This is a genomic window from uncultured Amaricoccus sp. (assembly GCF_937858865.1).
Lineage (GTDB): Bacteria > Pseudomonadota > Alphaproteobacteria > Rhodobacterales > Rhodobacteraceae > Amaricoccus.
Map to the genome: position 1 here is coordinate 16,833 of NZ_CALLYO010000030.1, position 13,369 is coordinate 30,201.

At 73.9% G+C, this 13,369-nt stretch carries 15 protein-coding genes and 1 pseudogene; 8 read left to right on the top strand and 8 right to left on the bottom strand.

Annotated features, from left to right (window positions below):
• Positions 1–34 precede the first annotated feature (34 nt).
• Together dnaJ and msrB are read left to right on the top strand one after the other, a co-directional pair.
• Positions 35–1,174, top strand: coding sequence for a molecular chaperone DnaJ (gene dnaJ, locus Q0112_RS00750; RefSeq protein WP_297970216.1), 1,140 nt, complete (start codon positions 35–37; stop codon positions 1,172–1,174).
• Between the two features lie 159 nt (positions 1,175–1,333).
• Entirely contained in the window at positions 1,334–1,741 is a 408-nt protein-coding gene (gene msrB, locus Q0112_RS00755; RefSeq protein ID WP_297970218.1) for a peptide-methionine (R)-S-oxide reductase MsrB, read from the top strand.
• 102 nt (positions 1,742–1,843) lie between these two features.
• Here msrB and Q0112_RS00760 read toward each other — a convergent pair whose 3' ends face one another.
• Positions 1,844–2,806 carry a hypothetical protein gene (locus tag Q0112_RS00760; protein ID WP_297970220.1) on the bottom strand — a complete coding sequence of 321 codons (963 nt, stop codon included), beginning with the start codon at positions 2,804–2,806 and terminating at the stop codon, positions 1,844–1,846.
• A gap of 117 nt (positions 2,807–2,923) precedes the next feature.
• Here Q0112_RS00760 and mutS point away from each other — a divergent pair.
• Positions 2,924–5,589 (top strand): annotated as a pseudogene (gene mutS, locus Q0112_RS00765) (DNA mismatch repair protein MutS).
• 28 nt (positions 5,590–5,617) lie between these two features.
• Here mutS and Q0112_RS00770 read toward each other — a convergent pair.
• Entirely contained in the window at positions 5,618–6,271 is a 654-nt protein-coding gene (locus Q0112_RS00770; RefSeq protein ID WP_297970221.1) for a carbonic anhydrase, read from the bottom strand.
• Positions 6,272–6,425: 154 nt separating this feature from the next.
• Between Q0112_RS00770 and Q0112_RS00775 the strand changes: the two genes are divergently transcribed.
• The 3 genes from Q0112_RS00775 to Q0112_RS00785 are packed head-to-tail and all read left to right on the top strand — an operon-like array spanning position 6,426 to position 9,083.
• Entirely contained in the window at positions 6,426–6,812 is a 387-nt protein-coding gene (locus Q0112_RS00775; RefSeq protein ID WP_297970223.1) for a hypothetical protein, read from the top strand.
• 58 nt (positions 6,813–6,870) lie between these two features.
• Positions 6,871–8,253, top strand: a complete 1,383-nt coding sequence (locus Q0112_RS00780) for a M17 family metallopeptidase (protein ID WP_297970225.1) — start codon at positions 6,871–6,873, stop codon at positions 8,251–8,253.
• Positions 8,250–9,083: an NlpC/P60 family protein gene (locus tag Q0112_RS00785; RefSeq protein ID WP_297970227.1), complete on the top strand. Its 834-nt coding sequence runs from the start codon at positions 8,250–8,252 to the stop codon at positions 9,081–9,083. The genes Q0112_RS00780 and Q0112_RS00785 overlap by 4 nt, the downstream gene beginning before the upstream one ends.
• A gap of 29 nt (positions 9,084–9,112) precedes the next feature.
• On the opposite strand, the gene Q0112_RS00790 is transcribed toward Q0112_RS00785, so the two are convergent.
• From Q0112_RS00790 to Q0112_RS00800, 3 genes are all read right to left on the bottom strand, one after another.
• The gene (locus tag Q0112_RS00790; RefSeq protein ID WP_297970229.1) at positions 9,113–9,553 is read right to left on the bottom strand and encodes a hypothetical protein; all 441 of its coding nucleotides are present in this window, start codon (positions 9,551–9,553) and stop codon (positions 9,113–9,115) included.
• Positions 9,550–9,705, bottom strand: a complete 156-nt coding sequence (hemP, locus tag Q0112_RS00795) for a hemin uptake protein HemP (RefSeq protein ID WP_297970239.1) — start codon at positions 9,703–9,705, stop codon at positions 9,550–9,552. The genes Q0112_RS00790 and hemP overlap by 4 nt, the downstream gene beginning before the upstream one ends.
• Before the next feature lie 255 nt (positions 9,706–9,960).
• Entirely contained in the window at positions 9,961–10,710 is a 750-nt protein-coding gene (locus Q0112_RS00800) for a DUF1013 domain-containing protein (protein ID WP_297970230.1), read from the bottom strand.
• A 124-nt stretch (positions 10,711–10,834) separates the two neighbouring features.
• Here Q0112_RS00800 and Q0112_RS00805 point away from each other — a divergent pair, with 124 nt between their 5' ends.
• On the top strand, positions 10,835–11,449 hold the full coding sequence (locus Q0112_RS00805) for a ribonuclease T2 (protein WP_297970231.1): 615 nt from the start codon (positions 10,835–10,837) through the stop codon (positions 11,447–11,449).
• Positions 11,446–11,916, top strand: a complete 471-nt coding sequence (locus Q0112_RS00810; RefSeq protein WP_297970232.1) for an NUDIX domain-containing protein — start codon at positions 11,446–11,448, stop codon at positions 11,914–11,916. The genes Q0112_RS00805 and Q0112_RS00810 overlap by 4 nt, the downstream gene beginning before the upstream one ends.
• Before the next feature lie 7 nt (positions 11,917–11,923).
• Here Q0112_RS00810 and Q0112_RS00815 read toward each other — a convergent pair whose 3' ends face one another.
• From Q0112_RS00815 to Q0112_RS00825, 3 genes are all read right to left on the bottom strand, one after another.
• Entirely contained in the window at positions 11,924–12,274 is a 351-nt protein-coding gene (locus Q0112_RS00815) for a MarR family transcriptional regulator (protein ID WP_297970233.1), read from the bottom strand.
• Positions 12,250–12,513: a DUF6516 family protein gene (locus tag Q0112_RS00820; RefSeq protein WP_297970235.1), complete on the bottom strand. Its 264-nt coding sequence runs from the start codon at positions 12,511–12,513 to the stop codon at positions 12,250–12,252. The genes Q0112_RS00815 and Q0112_RS00820 overlap by 25 nt, the downstream gene beginning before the upstream one ends.
• A gap of 81 nt (positions 12,514–12,594) precedes the next feature.
• A partial coding sequence (locus tag Q0112_RS00825; protein WP_297970237.1) for an NAD(P)H-quinone oxidoreductase occupies positions 12,595–13,369 on the bottom strand: 775 nt, incomplete at its 5' end.

Consider the following 13,369-nt stretch of genomic DNA (forward strand, 5'->3'; position numbering starts at 1 on the left):
GGCCATTTCGTCGTTTGACGGGAACGGATCCGGGATGGCGAAACGCGACTACTACGATGTGCTCGGGGTCGGACGCCAAGCGTCCGATGGCGAGATCAAGAAGGCCTTCCGCAAGAAGGCGATGGAGCACCATCCCGACCGCAACCGGCACGACCCGAAGAGCGAGGCGCGTTTCAAGGAGGTCAACGAGGCCTATGACGTCCTGAAGGACGCGCAGAAGAAGGCGGCCTACGACCGCTTCGGCCATGCCGCCTTCGAGAACGGCAACGGCGCCAGCGCCGGCGGCTTCCGCGGCGGGCCGGGGATGGACTTCGGCTCCTTCTCGGACGTCTTCGACGACCTCTTCGGCGACTTCATGAGCGGGGGCCGCGGGCGCGGGCAGCGGGCGGCGCGCGGGTCGGACCTGCGCTACAACCTCCGGCTGAAGCTCGAGGAGGCCTTCCACGGCAAGCAGGCCTCGATCACCGTGCCGTCGAGCGCGGCCTGCGAGGTCTGCCACGGCACCGGCGCCCAGGGCGGGGCCGAGCCCGCCACCTGCCCGACCTGCTCGGGGCACGGCAAGGTGCGGGCGCAGCAGGGCTTCTTCACCGTGGAGCGAACCTGCCCGACCTGCGGCGGGCGGGGGCAGATCATCAAGAACCCCTGCACGAGCTGCGCCGGCTCGGGGCGGGTGCGCAAGGACCGCACGCTCAACGTCAACATCCCGGCCGGGGTCGAGACGGGGACGCGGATCCGGCTGGCCGGCGAGGGGGAGCCGGGGGCGCGCGGCGGGCCGGCCGGCGATCTCTACATCTTCATCGAGGTCGAGGCGCATCCGATCTTCGAGCGCGACAACCAGAACCTCTACTGCCGCATCCCGGTCTCGATGACGACGGCGGCGCTCGGCGGCGAGATCGACGCGCCGACGCTCGACGGCGGCAAGATGCGGGTGAAGGTGCCGGCGGGCGTCCAGTCGGGCAAGCAGCTCCGGCTGCGCGGCAAGGGGATGCCGGCGCTGCGCGGGGCGGGCGCGGGCGATCTCTATATCGAGCTGGCCGTCGAGACCCCGGTCAACCTCAGCCACCGGCAGCGGGAGCTGCTGCGCGAGTTCGAGGAGGCCGGAGGCGACAACAGCCCGGAGACGCAGGACTTCTTCTCGCGGGTGAAGGGGTTCTGGGAAGGGATGAAGGGCTGAGCAGGCACGGGGTGGGCACGCGTGCCCACTTGGTCATATCGTTGATTTTGCTAGGAAAGTGGTCGCGCCGTTAACCACATTTCAACCAAGGTAAACGCGGGACGGCTGGCGGGACGAGCCCGGGGGACTAGATCCGGGGCATTGACCGGGAGTTTTGCGATGGGCACGGAGACGAAGGGCTACAGGGTCACCCGCAGCGAGGCGGAATGGCGGGCGCTGCTCAGCCCCGAGCAGTATGCGGTGATGCGCGGGCACGCGACGGAGCGGCCGGGGAGCTGTGCGCTCTTGCACGAGAAGCGGCCGGGGAGCTTCGCCTGCGCCGGCTGCGGCGAGACGCTCTTCGAGGGCAAGGTGAAGTTCGAGAGCGGGACCGGATGGCCGAGCTTCAACGAGCCGGTGGAGGGGACGGTCGAGACGACGGTGGACCGCAGCCTCGGGATGGTGCGGACCGAGGTGCATTGCGCCACCTGCGGCAGCCATCTCGGGCATGTCTTCCCCGACGGGCCGCCGCCGACGGGCCTGCGCTACTGCATCAACGGGGTGGCGCTGGAGTTCCGGCCGGCCTGAGGCGTCCCACGCGAAGCGGGTGATCGCTTTGCCGCTCCTGCACGGCACCGCTCGCGATGAGCACGGCCGGGGGCAACGGTGACGCTGGGGCTAGATCGCGTATCACCGGTGAAAGCGGGCGACCTCGGCGGCGAGGGCGTCGGCGAGGCAGGCGTCCCCGGCGCGGACGGCGACCGCGGTCTCGTAGCCGAAGCGGTCGCGGGCGGTCGGGACGCGCAGGAGCGCCCGGGTGCCGCGCGGGCTGGCGTTCCAGATCGCGGGCGGGATCAGCGTCTCCGAGGGGGTGCCGAACTCGGCGAGGCCGCCATGGCCCTCGACGAGGAAGAAGGCGGCGCGGCGGCAGGTGAGCGGCGTGCGCGGGCAGAAGGCCCCGCAGGTGGCGCGGAGCGGCGCCGCGAGCGGCGCGGCGGCGAGCCAGGCGTCGGTGGCGGCCTGGTCGAGCGGGCGGTCCTCGAAGCGGCGGATCTGCGGGTCGCCCGGCATCAGCGCCGCGATCTCGGCCGCCGCCCGCGCGGCGCCTTCCGGCGTCTCCGCCCATTCGCGCCAGACGAGGTGGCGGAGCTCGGCCGGGTAGCGCGGGTCGTCGGCGATGGCGGCGAAGCCGTGCTGCTGGCGCCGGGCGAGGGCCTGCAGCGTCTCGCGGGCGGCGCGCTGCTCGCCCATGCCGGCGAAGGCGAGCGCGGTCTCCGGGGCGGTGCCGGTGGCGTCGCGCTGCATCCAGAGGGCGGCGAGGGGGGTGTCGGCGGCGGCCTCGGCCATCCAGCTCCGCCCGGAGAGGCCGCCGGGGGCCCGGGTGAGGGCCAGCCGCGTCGCGCGGTCCCGTCGCAGCAGCCAGGGGCCCTGGTAGACCGCGACGCGGTCGATCAGCGCCAGCAGGATCTGCGCGGCGCGGTTGTCCCGGGCCGCGAGGGCCGCGAGCTCGGGCAGGGCGGCCGGCTCGTCGTCGGCGAGCCAGGCCGCGAGCGCGGCCCGGAAGCGGGGGTCGTCCTGGCCGGCGATCGTCGCGGCGCCGGCCGCCCCGGCGAGGCCGAGGAGGAGACAGGCGAGGAGGAGGAGCCGCGGCATCGCGCGAGCATACGCCGGGCCGGGGAGCTTGGCACTCGCGGCGGGCGGGGCTAGACGGGGGCGGTCAGCCCGGAGGCGCCCTTGGACGACACGTCCCTCTCGCCCAACGTCTCGCCGATGATGGCCCAGTACTGGGCGATCAAGGAGGAGAACCCCGACGCGCTGCTCTTCTACCGCATGGGCGACTTCTACGAGATGTTCTTCGCCGACGCCGAGGCGGCGGCGGCGGCGCTCGACATCGCGCTGACCAAGCGCGGGCAGCACCTCGGGCAGGACATCCCGATGTGCGGGGTGCCGGTGCATGCGGCGGAGGGGTATCTGCTGACGCTGATCCGCAAGGGCTTCCGGGTGGCGGTCTGCGAGCAGATGGAGGATCCGGCGGAGGCGCGCAAGCGCGGGTCGAAGTCGGTGGTTCGGCGCGAGGTGGTGCGGCTCGTCACCCCCGGCACGCTGACCGAGGAGAGCCTGCTCGAGGCGCGGCGGCACAATTTCCTCGCCGCCTGGGCCGAGGTGCGGGGCGAGGGGGCCTTCGCCTGGGTCGACATGTCGACCGGCGACCTCGTGGTGAGCGACTGCCCGCGGGCGATGCTCGGGCCGATGCTGGCGCGGGTCGCGCCGCGCGAGGTGCTGGTCAGCGAGGCCGAGGAGGCGGGGCTGCGCGAGGCGGTCGAGGAGGCGGGCGCGGTGCTGACGCCGCTGGCGCGGGCGAGCTTCGATTCGACGGCGGCCGAGGGGCGGGTGGCGGGGTGCTTCAAGGTCGCCTCGCTCGACGGGTTCGCCGCCTTCGGGCGGGCCGAGATCGGCGCGCTCGGCGCGATCGTCGACTATCTGGAGATGACGCAGCGCGGGCGGCTGCCGCTGCTCCGGCCGCCGGTGCGGGAGGCGGCGGGCGGGCAGATGCGGATCGACGCGGCGACGCGGCGCAACCTCGAGCTGACCCGCGGGGCCGGCGGCGGGCGCGAGGGCTCGCTGCTGGCGGCGATCGACCGGACGGTGACCGGCGGCGGCGCGCGGCTCCTGGAGACGCGGGTGACGGCGCCCTCGACGGACGTGCGGCTGGTCCGGGCGCGGCAGGCGGCGGTGGCGCATTTCGTCGAGGACGCCGAGGCCGGCCGGGCGGTGCGCGAGCGGCTGCGCAAGGTGCCGGACCTCGAGCGGGCGCTGTCGCGGCTGGCGCTCGGGCGCGGCGGGCCGCGCGATCTCGCCGCGGTGCGCGACGGGCTGGCCGAGGCGGGGCGGGTGCGCGAGGTTCTGGCGGGCGAGGTGCCGGAGGTGCTGGCCGAGGCGCTCACCGCGCTCGGCGGGCACGAGGCGCTCGTCGGGCTGCTCGACGCGGCGCTGGTGGCCGAGCCGCCGCTCATGGCGCGCGACGGCGGCTTCGTGGCGGAGGGGTTCGAGGCGGAGCTCGACGAGACGCGGCGGCTGCGCGACCAGGGGCGCGGCGTGATCGCCGAGCTGCAGGCGGAGTATGTGCGCCGCAGCGGGGTCGGCTCGCTGAAGGTGAAGCACAACAACGTGCTCGGCTATTTCATCGAGACGCCGGCGGGGCATGCCGAGCGGATGATGGGGCCGCCCTTGAACGAGCTCTTCGTGCACCGGCAGACGACGGCGGGGGCGGTGCGGTTCACCACGCTGGCGCTGGCCGAGCTCGAGACGCGGATCCTGAATGCCGCCGGGCGGGCGCTCGAGATCGAGAAGGCGGTCTTCGAGCGGCTGCGGGCGGCGGTGATCGCGGCGGCGGGGCCGGTCGGGGCGGCGGCGCGGGGGCTGGCCGAGATCGACGTGGCGAGCGGGCTGGCCGATCTCGCCCGGTCCGGGGACTGGGAGCGGCCGGAGATGGGCGAGGGGCGCGGGTTCCGCGTCGCCGGCGGGCGGCATCCGGTGGTGGAGCAGGCGCTGCGGCGGCAGGGCGGGGCCTTCGTCGCCAACGATGCCGATCTCGGCGAGCGGCCGCTCTGGCTGGTGACCGGGCCGAACATGGCGGGCAAGTCGACCTTCCTGCGGCAGAACGCGCTGATCGCCGTGCTGGCGCAGATGGGGGCCTTCGTGCCGGCGGCGGCGGCGGAAATCGGCGTGGTGGACGCGCTCTTCAGCCGGGTGGGCGCGGCGGACGACCTGGCGCGGGGGCGCTCGACCTTCATGGTCGAGATGGTGGAGACGGCGGCGATCCTGAACCAGGCCGGGGAGCGGGCGCTCGTCATCCTCGACGAGATCGGGCGGGGGACGGCGACCTACGACGGGCTCTCGATCGCCTGGGCGGTGCTCGAGCATCTGCACGACGTGAACCGCTGCCGGGCGCTCTTCGCCACCCACTACCACGAGCTGACGGCGCTGGCGGCGAAGCTGCCGGGCCTCCGGAACGCGACGGTGGCGGTCAGGGAGTGGCAGGGGGAGGTCGTCTTCCTGCACGAGGTGGTCGAGGGGGCGGCGGACCGCTCCTACGGGGTGCAGGTGGCGCGGCTGGCCGGGCTGCCGGCGGCGGTGGTCGAGCGGGCGCGGGTGGTGCTCGAGGCGCTGGAGAAGGGCGAGCGCGAGGGCGGGTCCAAGGCGAAGGCGCTGGTCGACGACCTGCCGCTCTTCGCGGCGGCGGCCCGGCCCGAGCCGGCGGCCGCGGCGGAATCGGCGGTGGAGGCGACGCCTACATGGCGGTGTGCGGAATCGCGCCGGCCGGGCCGGGTGCGGCGGTGGAGGCGCGGCTCCGCGAGGTGCTGCCGGACGAGCTCTCGCCGCGGGAGGCGCTGGCGCTGGTCTACGAGCTGAAGGGGCTGGCCGGCGGGTCGTGACGGGGCGTCTGGCTTCTCGCCCGTCCGGCTAGAGCGGCCCGAACGTCCCCGTCGTGCTGTCGTAGATCTCGAGGCTGCCGTTGCGGATGTCCTTCCAGAGGCCGTGCAGCTCGAGCTTGCCGGAGTGGACGGCCTCGGCGACGAAGGGGAAGGTCATGAGGTTCTCGAGGCTGACGAGGATCGCCTCGCGCTCGAGCGCGCTGATGCGCTCCTCGTAGGCGAGACCGCGGCCGGCGAGCGCCTCGAAGCCGGGCTTGAGCAGCCGCAGCCAGGTGCCGACGAAGCTCGTCGGCGTGTCGAGCTCGGGGGCGAGGCCGGCCAGCATGTCGTGGCAGCCGCGCACCCCGCCGCAGCCGTAGTGGCCCAAGACGATGAGATGCTCGATGCCGAGCGCGATCACCGCATACTCGATCGCCGCCGAGGTGCCGTGCGAGCGGCCGTCGGCCTCGTTCGGCGGAACGAGGTTGGCGATGTTGCGGAGGATGAAGAAGTCCCCCGGCGCGTTGCCGAAGATCTCCGAGATGAGCACCCGGCTGTCGCAGCAGGCGATGATCATCGCCTTGGGGTTCTGCGCATTCGTGGCGGCCTCGACGAGATGCGCCAGCTTCTCCGGGGTGCGCCGCTCCCGCCAGACGCGGTAGCGCTCGACCAGCTCCGGCGGCAGCGGCCGTGCGTGTTCCATGGCTGTCCCTTTCCCCCGCGCCGAATCGGATGGCTCAAGTTCTGGTAAACTTCCGTGCACTTCTTGACCAGCGCCGCGCCGCGGGGCCGGCGGCGTCAAGCTTCGCTTTACCCCTCGCTGCCATGGTGGCGGCGGGTGATGCGGGGGGCTGCACATGGGTGCGGAGCTATATCAGATCGCGTCGCGCGAGGAAGCGGCGCTCGACACGGCGAGGATCATGGTGCTGCGGCAGTCGCTGGGCGACCAGCGCTGCCGCGAGATCGTCTCCGAGGTCGTCTTCCATCTCGGCGACCGGCTGGGGCTGCTGGCGCAGGCGATGGCGGTGGGCGACGCCGCCGAGGCGCAGGTGCTGGCGACGCGGCTCGCCAGCCTGAGCGAGCAGGTCGGGCTGGCCGACTTCGCCCGGGTGGCGCGCGATCTCGACCACTGCCTCGCGGGCGGCGATCCGGTGGCGACGGCGGCGGTCGAGGCGCGGCTGATGCGGCTCGGCGAGGAATCGCTGTTCGAGGTGATGCTCTACGCCGATCAATCGGCCTTGTAGGCCGGTGCGGGGCGCGGATAGAGTTTCGTCCGCGCCTCCCGCCCAAGGCTCTTCTCGCATGCCTCTCGCTCCCTCGCCCGATCCGAAGGCCGTCCCGCTTCGCCTCGTCGCCGCGGACGGGCTCGACGGCTGGCTCGGCCGGCAGGATGCGGCGACGCGCGCCTGGGTCGGGGCGACCGGCTTCTCCGGCAAGATCGGCGAGGCGCTCTGCCTGCCGGCGCCGGACGGCAGCCTGCGCGCCGCGCTGGCCGGCTGGGGGACGGCGGCGACGCGGCGGCGCGGGCGATTCGCCCTGGCGGCGGCGGCGGAGAAGCTGCCCGCCGGGCGCTATGCGCTCGCCGCCGAGGGGACGGCGGTCGATGCCGAGCTCGAGACGCTCGGCTGGCTCCTCGCCGACTACCGCTTCGCGCGCTATCGCGCCGCGACGCCGTCGGCGGTCGAGCTCGTCTGCCCCGAGGGGGTGGACGCGGCGCGGCTGGAGCGGATCGCGGCGGCGGCGGCGCTGACGCAGGACCTCATCAACACCCCCGCCCGCGACATGGGCCCCGAGGCGCTCGAGGCGGCCTTCGTCGCGCTCGGCGCGCGGCATGGGGCGAAGGTCGCGGTGACGCGCGGGAGCGCGGCGCTCCGGGCCGCCAACCTGCCGATGATCGAGGCGGTGGGGGCGGCCGCAGCCGAGCCGCCGCGGCTCCTCGATCTGGTCTGGGGGCGCGAGGGCGCGCCGAAGGTGACGCTGGTCGGCAAGGGGGTCTGCTTCGACACCGGCGGGCTCGACATCAAGCCGGCTTCCTCGATGGGGCTGATGAAGAAGGACATGGGCGGGGCGGCGACGGCCATGGGGCTCGCCGACCTGGTGATGGGCTTCGGGCTCGACCTCAGGCTGCGGCTGCTGGTGCCGGCGGTCGAGAACGCGATCTCGGGCGCCGCGATGCGGCCGGGCGACATCCTGCCGAGCCGCAAGGGGCTGACGGTCGAGGTCAACAACACCGACGCCGAGGGGCGGCTGGTGCTGGCCGACGCGCTGGCGCTCGCCGACGAGGAGGCGCCGGAGCTCGTCGTCAGCCTCGCGACGCTGACCGGGGCGGCGCGGGTCGCGCTCGGGCCGGACGTGCCGCCCTTCTTCACCGACGACGACGCGCTGGCGGCCGATCTCGCCGCCGCCGCGGCGCGGGTGGCCGACCCGCTGTGGCGGCTGCCCTTCTGGGACCCCTACGAGCCGCTGATCGAGCCCGGCATCGCCGATCTCGACAACGCCCCCTCGGGCGGCATGGCGGGGGCGATCACCGCGGCGCTCTTCCTGCGCCGCTTCGTCACCGCGAGCCGGCGCTACCTGCACGTCGACATCTACGGCTGGACGCCCAAGGCGGCGCCGGCGCGCCCCAAGGGCGGGGCGTTCCAGGCGGCGCGGGCGCTCCTCGCCCTCATGGAGGGGCGCTATTGAGTTCCTTCGCCGCGCGCCTCCTGCCGGCGCGACCGGACCTCGCGGCGGAGGCGCTGCGCGGGAAGGTCGAGGCCGCGCGCTTCGCCGCCGGGCAGCCGATGCGGGTGACGGCATCGCTCCTCGATCTGCGGCTGACGGCCGACCCGGATGCGGAGCGGGCGACGCAGCTGCTCCACGGCGAGCGGTTCACCGTCTACGAGGCGCGGCCGGACGGGCTCGCCTGGGGGCAGGCGGCGCTCGACGGCTATGTCGGCTACGTGGCGGCGGGCGGGCTCGGCGCGCCGCAGGGCAGGGGGGTGCGGGTCTCCGCGATCTGGTCGCATGTCTACGCCGCGCCCTCGGTGCGGGCGCGGGTGGAGACGGAGCTCCCCTTCCTCGCCGAGGTGCCGGTCGCCGGCACCAGCGGCGGCTACGCGCGGCTGCGCGGCGGCGGGCACGTGCCGCGGCCGCATCTCGAGCCGGTCGCGGGCGACTGGGTGGCGCAGGCGGAGCGGTTCGTCGGCGTGCCCTATCTCTGGGGCGGGCGGAGCGCGCGCGGGCTCGACTGTTCGGCGCTGGTGCAGCTCGGGCTCCTCGCCGGCGGGCGGGAGGCGCCGCGCGATTCGGACATGCAGGAGGCGCTCCTCGGCCACGAGCTGGCGGCCGACGTGCCGCCGCGCCGCGGGGACCTGGTGTTCTGGAAGGGGCACGTCGGGATCATGCGCGACGCCGAAACGCTGCTGCATGCCAACGGCTTCCACATGGCGGTGGTCAGCGAGCCCTTCGCCGAGGCGACGGCGCGGATCGAGCGCATCGGGGGCGGCAGGGTGACGCGGCGGCGGCGGCCCTGATCGGCTCGCCTTGCGGGCGCCGGGACCGGCTACTGCACGATGCGCGGCGTGCGTCCGCGCATCAGCCGCAGGCCGATCGTCTCGGCCCGGTTGGCGAGGCAGAGGGCGAGGTCGGCGCGCACCATGAGCGCGGCCATCAGCACCGCGTCCTCGCGCGCGCCCTCGGCGGCGAGCGCCACGAAGCGGGCGAAGACGCATTCGTCGGCGCCGGCGCAGGGGCAGCCGGGGGCATGGCCGACCAGCGGCCGGCGGGAGTGGCCGGCCAGGGTGCCGACGAGCTCGTCGAAGTCCGCCGCGAGGTCGCGCCCCGCCTCGCCGTGGCGGGCGACGAGTTCGCGCGAGACCGTGCGCGGGCCGTCGGGGCCCGCGCACCAGAGGCGCAGCCAGTGGATCACCTCGCGCTCGAGCGGCGGCAGTTCGGCGAGGCGGCCGACCGGCGTGGCGCCGGGATGCCGCGGCTCGGCGCTCATTTGGTCAGGATGAGCTTGCCCTGCCGCGTGATGCGCAGGACGTAGCGCACGCCGTCGAGGCGGATCTCCGCCTCGCGGCCGCCTTCCGTCAGCGCCCGGGCGTCGTGGACGGGACGGTCGTCCGGCGCCGGGAAGGAGGCGGCGTGGACGATGGTGGGGCGGACGAGCGGCTCGCGGCGGATCGCGAACCTGTCGGTGTGACGTTCGGGCTGCATGCCATCGGCTCCGATTCTGGCTTGGGGGTTCGGATGGCTGATCCCGTTGCAGGAACCTGGCTGAGCTAATGGATGACCAATTTAGTCAGGATCGTCAATCCTGATTCATTCCCTCGGAAATGATTTTGCGGAAGCGGGTGGAGGCGCGCCGGGAAGCGGGGCCGGGCCGATGCCTGCCCGGCCCGGCGGACATCACTCCTCCTCGTCGTCCCGGTCGGCGGGCGCGAGGTTGAAGAGGCTCTCGGCGTCGGCCTTGGCCGCCTGCGGCGAGACGCGCTCCTCCTTGCGGCCGCCGAGGGTGAAGTTCTCCAGGCCGGAGATCGCCGAGGGGAGGCGTGGCTCGACCTCCATGCTGAGCGACTGTTCGGTCGAGACGAGCTTCATCCGCTCGGCGTCGCTCATCACCCCGCCCTGGGCGGCGGAGCGCCGCTCGGCCTTGGCGACGGCGGCGTCGAGCTCGACCTGCTTGCAGAGGCCGAGCGCCACCGGGTCGACCGGCGTGATGTTGGCGATGTTCCAGTGGCTGCGGTCGCGAATCGACTGGATGGTCGGCTTGGTGGTGCCGACGAGCTTGGCGATCTGGCCGTCGGAGAGCTCGGGATGGAACTTCACCAGCCAGGCGATGGCCGAGGGGCGGTCCTGGCGCTTGGAGAGCGGCGTGTAGCGCGGGCCCTTGCGCTTGGTCTCGCCCTCGGCGGCCGGGTTGTGGAACAGCTTCAGCCGGTAGTGCGGGTCGCGCTCGCCCTTCCTGATCTCCTCGGCGGTCAGCTGGCGGTTGGCGATCGGGTCGAAGCCCTTGATGCCCTGCGCCACCTCGCCGTCGGCGATGCCGTTCACCTCGAGCTCGTGCAGGCCGCAGAACTCGGCGATCTGCTGGAAGGTCAGCGTGGTGTTCTCGACCAGCCAGACCGCGGTCGCCTTCTGCATCAATGGATAGGCCATGGCGGATCCCTTTCGAACAAGCCTCTCCCGCTGCCGAAAACTCGGGTGCGCCGCGGGTTTCCGGGGGGCGCGAAGGTCGGTTTTCGCGGGGGAATTGCCCGGGTATATAGTGCGGATGGACGCGATGATAAAGTGGTTTTCGCTCGGCCTCGGCCTCGTCGCCATGTCCGCGTCGGCTGCCGAACGGCCCTTCGACTACTATCTGCTCGCGCTCACCTGGACGCCGAGCTGGTGCGCGGCGGAGGGAAACCCGGGCGAGGGCCAGTGCGATCCCCGCCGCGATCTCGGCTTCACCGTGCACGGCCTCTGGCCGCAGTACGAGGCGGGCTGGCCCGAGGACTGCGCGAGCGCGGAGGCCGATCCCTCGCGGCGCGAGACGGCGGCGATGGCCGACGTCATGGGTTCTGGCAGCCTCGCCTGGTACCAGTGGAAGAAGCACGGCCGCTGCGCCGGCCTGCCGGCGCGCGACTACTTCGGGTTGATCCGGCGGCTGCACGACGCGCTCGACCTGCCGCGGCCCGGAGAGGGGCGCGCCACCGCCGCCGGGCTGGAGGCGGCGATCCTGGCGGCGAACCCGGCGCTCTCGTCCGACGGCGTCATCGTCACCTGCCGCGGCGGCCGGATCGCCGAGGTGCGCATCTGCCTCACCCCCGAGCTCGCCCCGCGCGCCTGCGGGGCGGACGTGCTGGCCGACGCCTGCCGCAGCCGCGGGCCGCAAGAGATGCCGCCCGTCCCGTGATCCGCACACTGCACCAATGGGCGGGGCAGCTCGCGATCCGGCTGGCCGACGCCCGCCGGCCGCGGCTGAGCCTCGGGGTGCGCCTCCTCGCCCTCGACGAGGCCGGCGGGGTCTTTCTCGTGCGCCACTCCTATCTCCCCGGCCTGCACCTGCCCGGCGGCGCGGTCGACGCGGGCGAGAGCTGCCGCGAAGCGGCAGTGCGCGAGGCGGCCGAGGAGGGCGGCCTCCTGCTCGCCGCGCCGCCCGGGCTCTTCCAGGTCTACCGCAGCACCGCGGGCGGCCGGCGCGACCACGTGCTGCTCTACGTCGCCCGCGGCGCGCGGCAGCTGCGCCCGGCCCGGCCGGGCCTCGAGATCCTGAGCGCGGGCTTCCACCCGCTCGCCCGCCTGCCGGCCGACCTGACCGCCCCGACGCGCCGCCGGATCGCCGAGGTGCTGGAGGGGGAGCCGCCGAGCGAGGTCTGGTGAGGGGCGGCTATGCCGCGTCGAGGGTGAAGTCGACGCGGACGGCGTCGTAGCCGAAGCGGACCCCGGACGGGGTTTCCTCGACGATGCCGGCGTCGATCAGGCGGCGCACGTCGCCGTGGACGGCCTTCACGTCCCGGTGCAGGCGGCGCGCCACCTCGCGGATGGAGAGGGGCCCCGCGCCGGCGAGCACGCGCAGGATGTCGAGACGCTTGGGGGTGACGACCTTCCAGAGGAGCTCGACGCTGGCGAAGCTGATGAAGGCGCCCTGGGGCTCGCCGGCGAGCGCGCGGCGCATCCGGGCCGAGACATCGCCCCGCGTGGCCACCGAGAGGGTCACGATCTGTTTGCCGCCATCCATTCGTCCACCTCCCGCCAGAAATCCGCGATCAGCGTCTCCGCGTCGTCGAAGGGATAGGGGAACTCCGCCCCGTCCTGCGAATGACGGTGGTCGCCCTTGCCGGCCTCGTTGTCGTATCGCAGCACGCATCGCCGGGCCGCGACCAGCGCCAGCGAGTCCTTCAGGTCGTGCGCGCTTCCCGGCACCGGCCGCGGCACGCGCCAGACCCGAATCTCCACGAACACGTCCTCGGCGAGCACGACGCGCTCGTGCAGCAGAAGCGACGCCCTGACCACTGTTGGACCTTACGACAACGGCCGGGCAGCGTCAAGTCGGGGCCGTCAGCCCACCTCGAGGACGATCTTGCCGATGTGGGCGGAGCTCTCCATGCGGGCGTGCGCCTCGGCGGCGGCGGCGAGCGGGAAGCTGCGGTCGATGACCGGGGCGATGCGGCCGGCCTCGAGGAGCGGCCAGACCTCGCGGCGGAGGTCCTCGGCGATGCGCGCCTTGGCCTCGACCGACTGCGGGCGCAGCGTCGCGCCGGTGATGGTGAGGCGCTTCACCATCACGGCAGCGAAGTTGAGCTCGACCCTGGCGCCCTCGAGGTGGGCGATCATCACCAGGCGGCCCTCGAGGGCGAGGGCGCGGACGTCGCGCGGCAGGTAGTCGCCGCCCACCATGTCGAGGATCAGGTCGACGCCGCGGCCTTCGGTCGCTTCACGGACCGCTTCGACGAAGTCGGTCTCGCGGTAGTTGATGGCGAGCTCGGCGCCGAGCGCGCGGCAGGCCTCGGCCTTGGCCGCGGAGCCGGCGGTGGTGAAGACGCGGGCGCCGCGGGCGTGGGCGAGCTGGATGGCGGTGGTGCCGATGCCGGAGCTGCCGCCGTGGACGAGGAAGCTCTCGCCGGCGCGGAGGCCGCCGCGGCGGAAGACGTTCGACCAGACGGTGAAGAAGGTCTCGGGGAGCGCCGCCGCCTCGGTCATGCCGAGGCCCTTCGGGATCGGCAGCGCGTGGTCCTGGGGCGCGAGGGCGTATTCGGCATAGCCGCCGCCGGGCAGGAGGGCGCAGACCGGCTCGCCGACCCGCCAGCGCGAGCCGCCGGGGCCGACGGCGGCG

Bases quoted from the DNA above. Each gene is read 5' to 3' on its own strand.
- Q0112_RS00775 (WP_297970223.1), top strand. From the start codon at position 6,426: ATGGGTGCGGAGCTATATCAGATCGCGTCGCGCGAGGAAGCGGCGCTC.
- Q0112_RS00770 (WP_297970221.1), bottom strand. From the start codon at position 6,271: ATGGAACACGCACGGCCGCTGCCGCCGGAGCTGGTCGAGCGCTACCGC.
- msrB (WP_297970218.1), top strand. From the start codon at position 1,334: ATGGGCACGGAGACGAAGGGCTACAGGGTCACCCGCAGCGAGGCGGAA.
- Q0112_RS00815 (WP_297970233.1), bottom strand. From the start codon at position 12,274: ATGGATGGCGGCAAACAGATCGTGACCCTCTCGGTGGCCACGCGGGGC.
- Q0112_RS00800 (WP_297970230.1), bottom strand. From the start codon at position 10,710: ATGGCCTATCCATTGATGCAGAAGGCGACCGCGGTCTGGCTGGTCGAG.
- Q0112_RS00780 (WP_297970225.1), top strand. From the start codon at position 6,871: ATGCCTCTCGCTCCCTCGCCCGATCCGAAGGCCGTCCCGCTTCGCCTC.
- Q0112_RS00790 (WP_297970229.1), bottom strand. From the start codon at position 9,553: ATGAGCGCCGAGCCGCGGCATCCCGGCGCCACGCCGGTCGGCCGCCTC.
- Q0112_RS00760 (WP_297970220.1), bottom strand. From the start codon at position 2,806: ATGCCGCGGCTCCTCCTCCTCGCCTGTCTCCTCCTCGGCCTCGCCGGG.
- Q0112_RS00805 (WP_297970231.1), top strand. From the start codon at position 10,835: ATGATAAAGTGGTTTTCGCTCGGCCTCGGCCTCGTCGCCATGTCCGCG.
- dnaJ (WP_297970216.1), top strand. From the start codon at position 35: ATGGCGAAACGCGACTACTACGATGTGCTCGGGGTCGGACGCCAAGCG.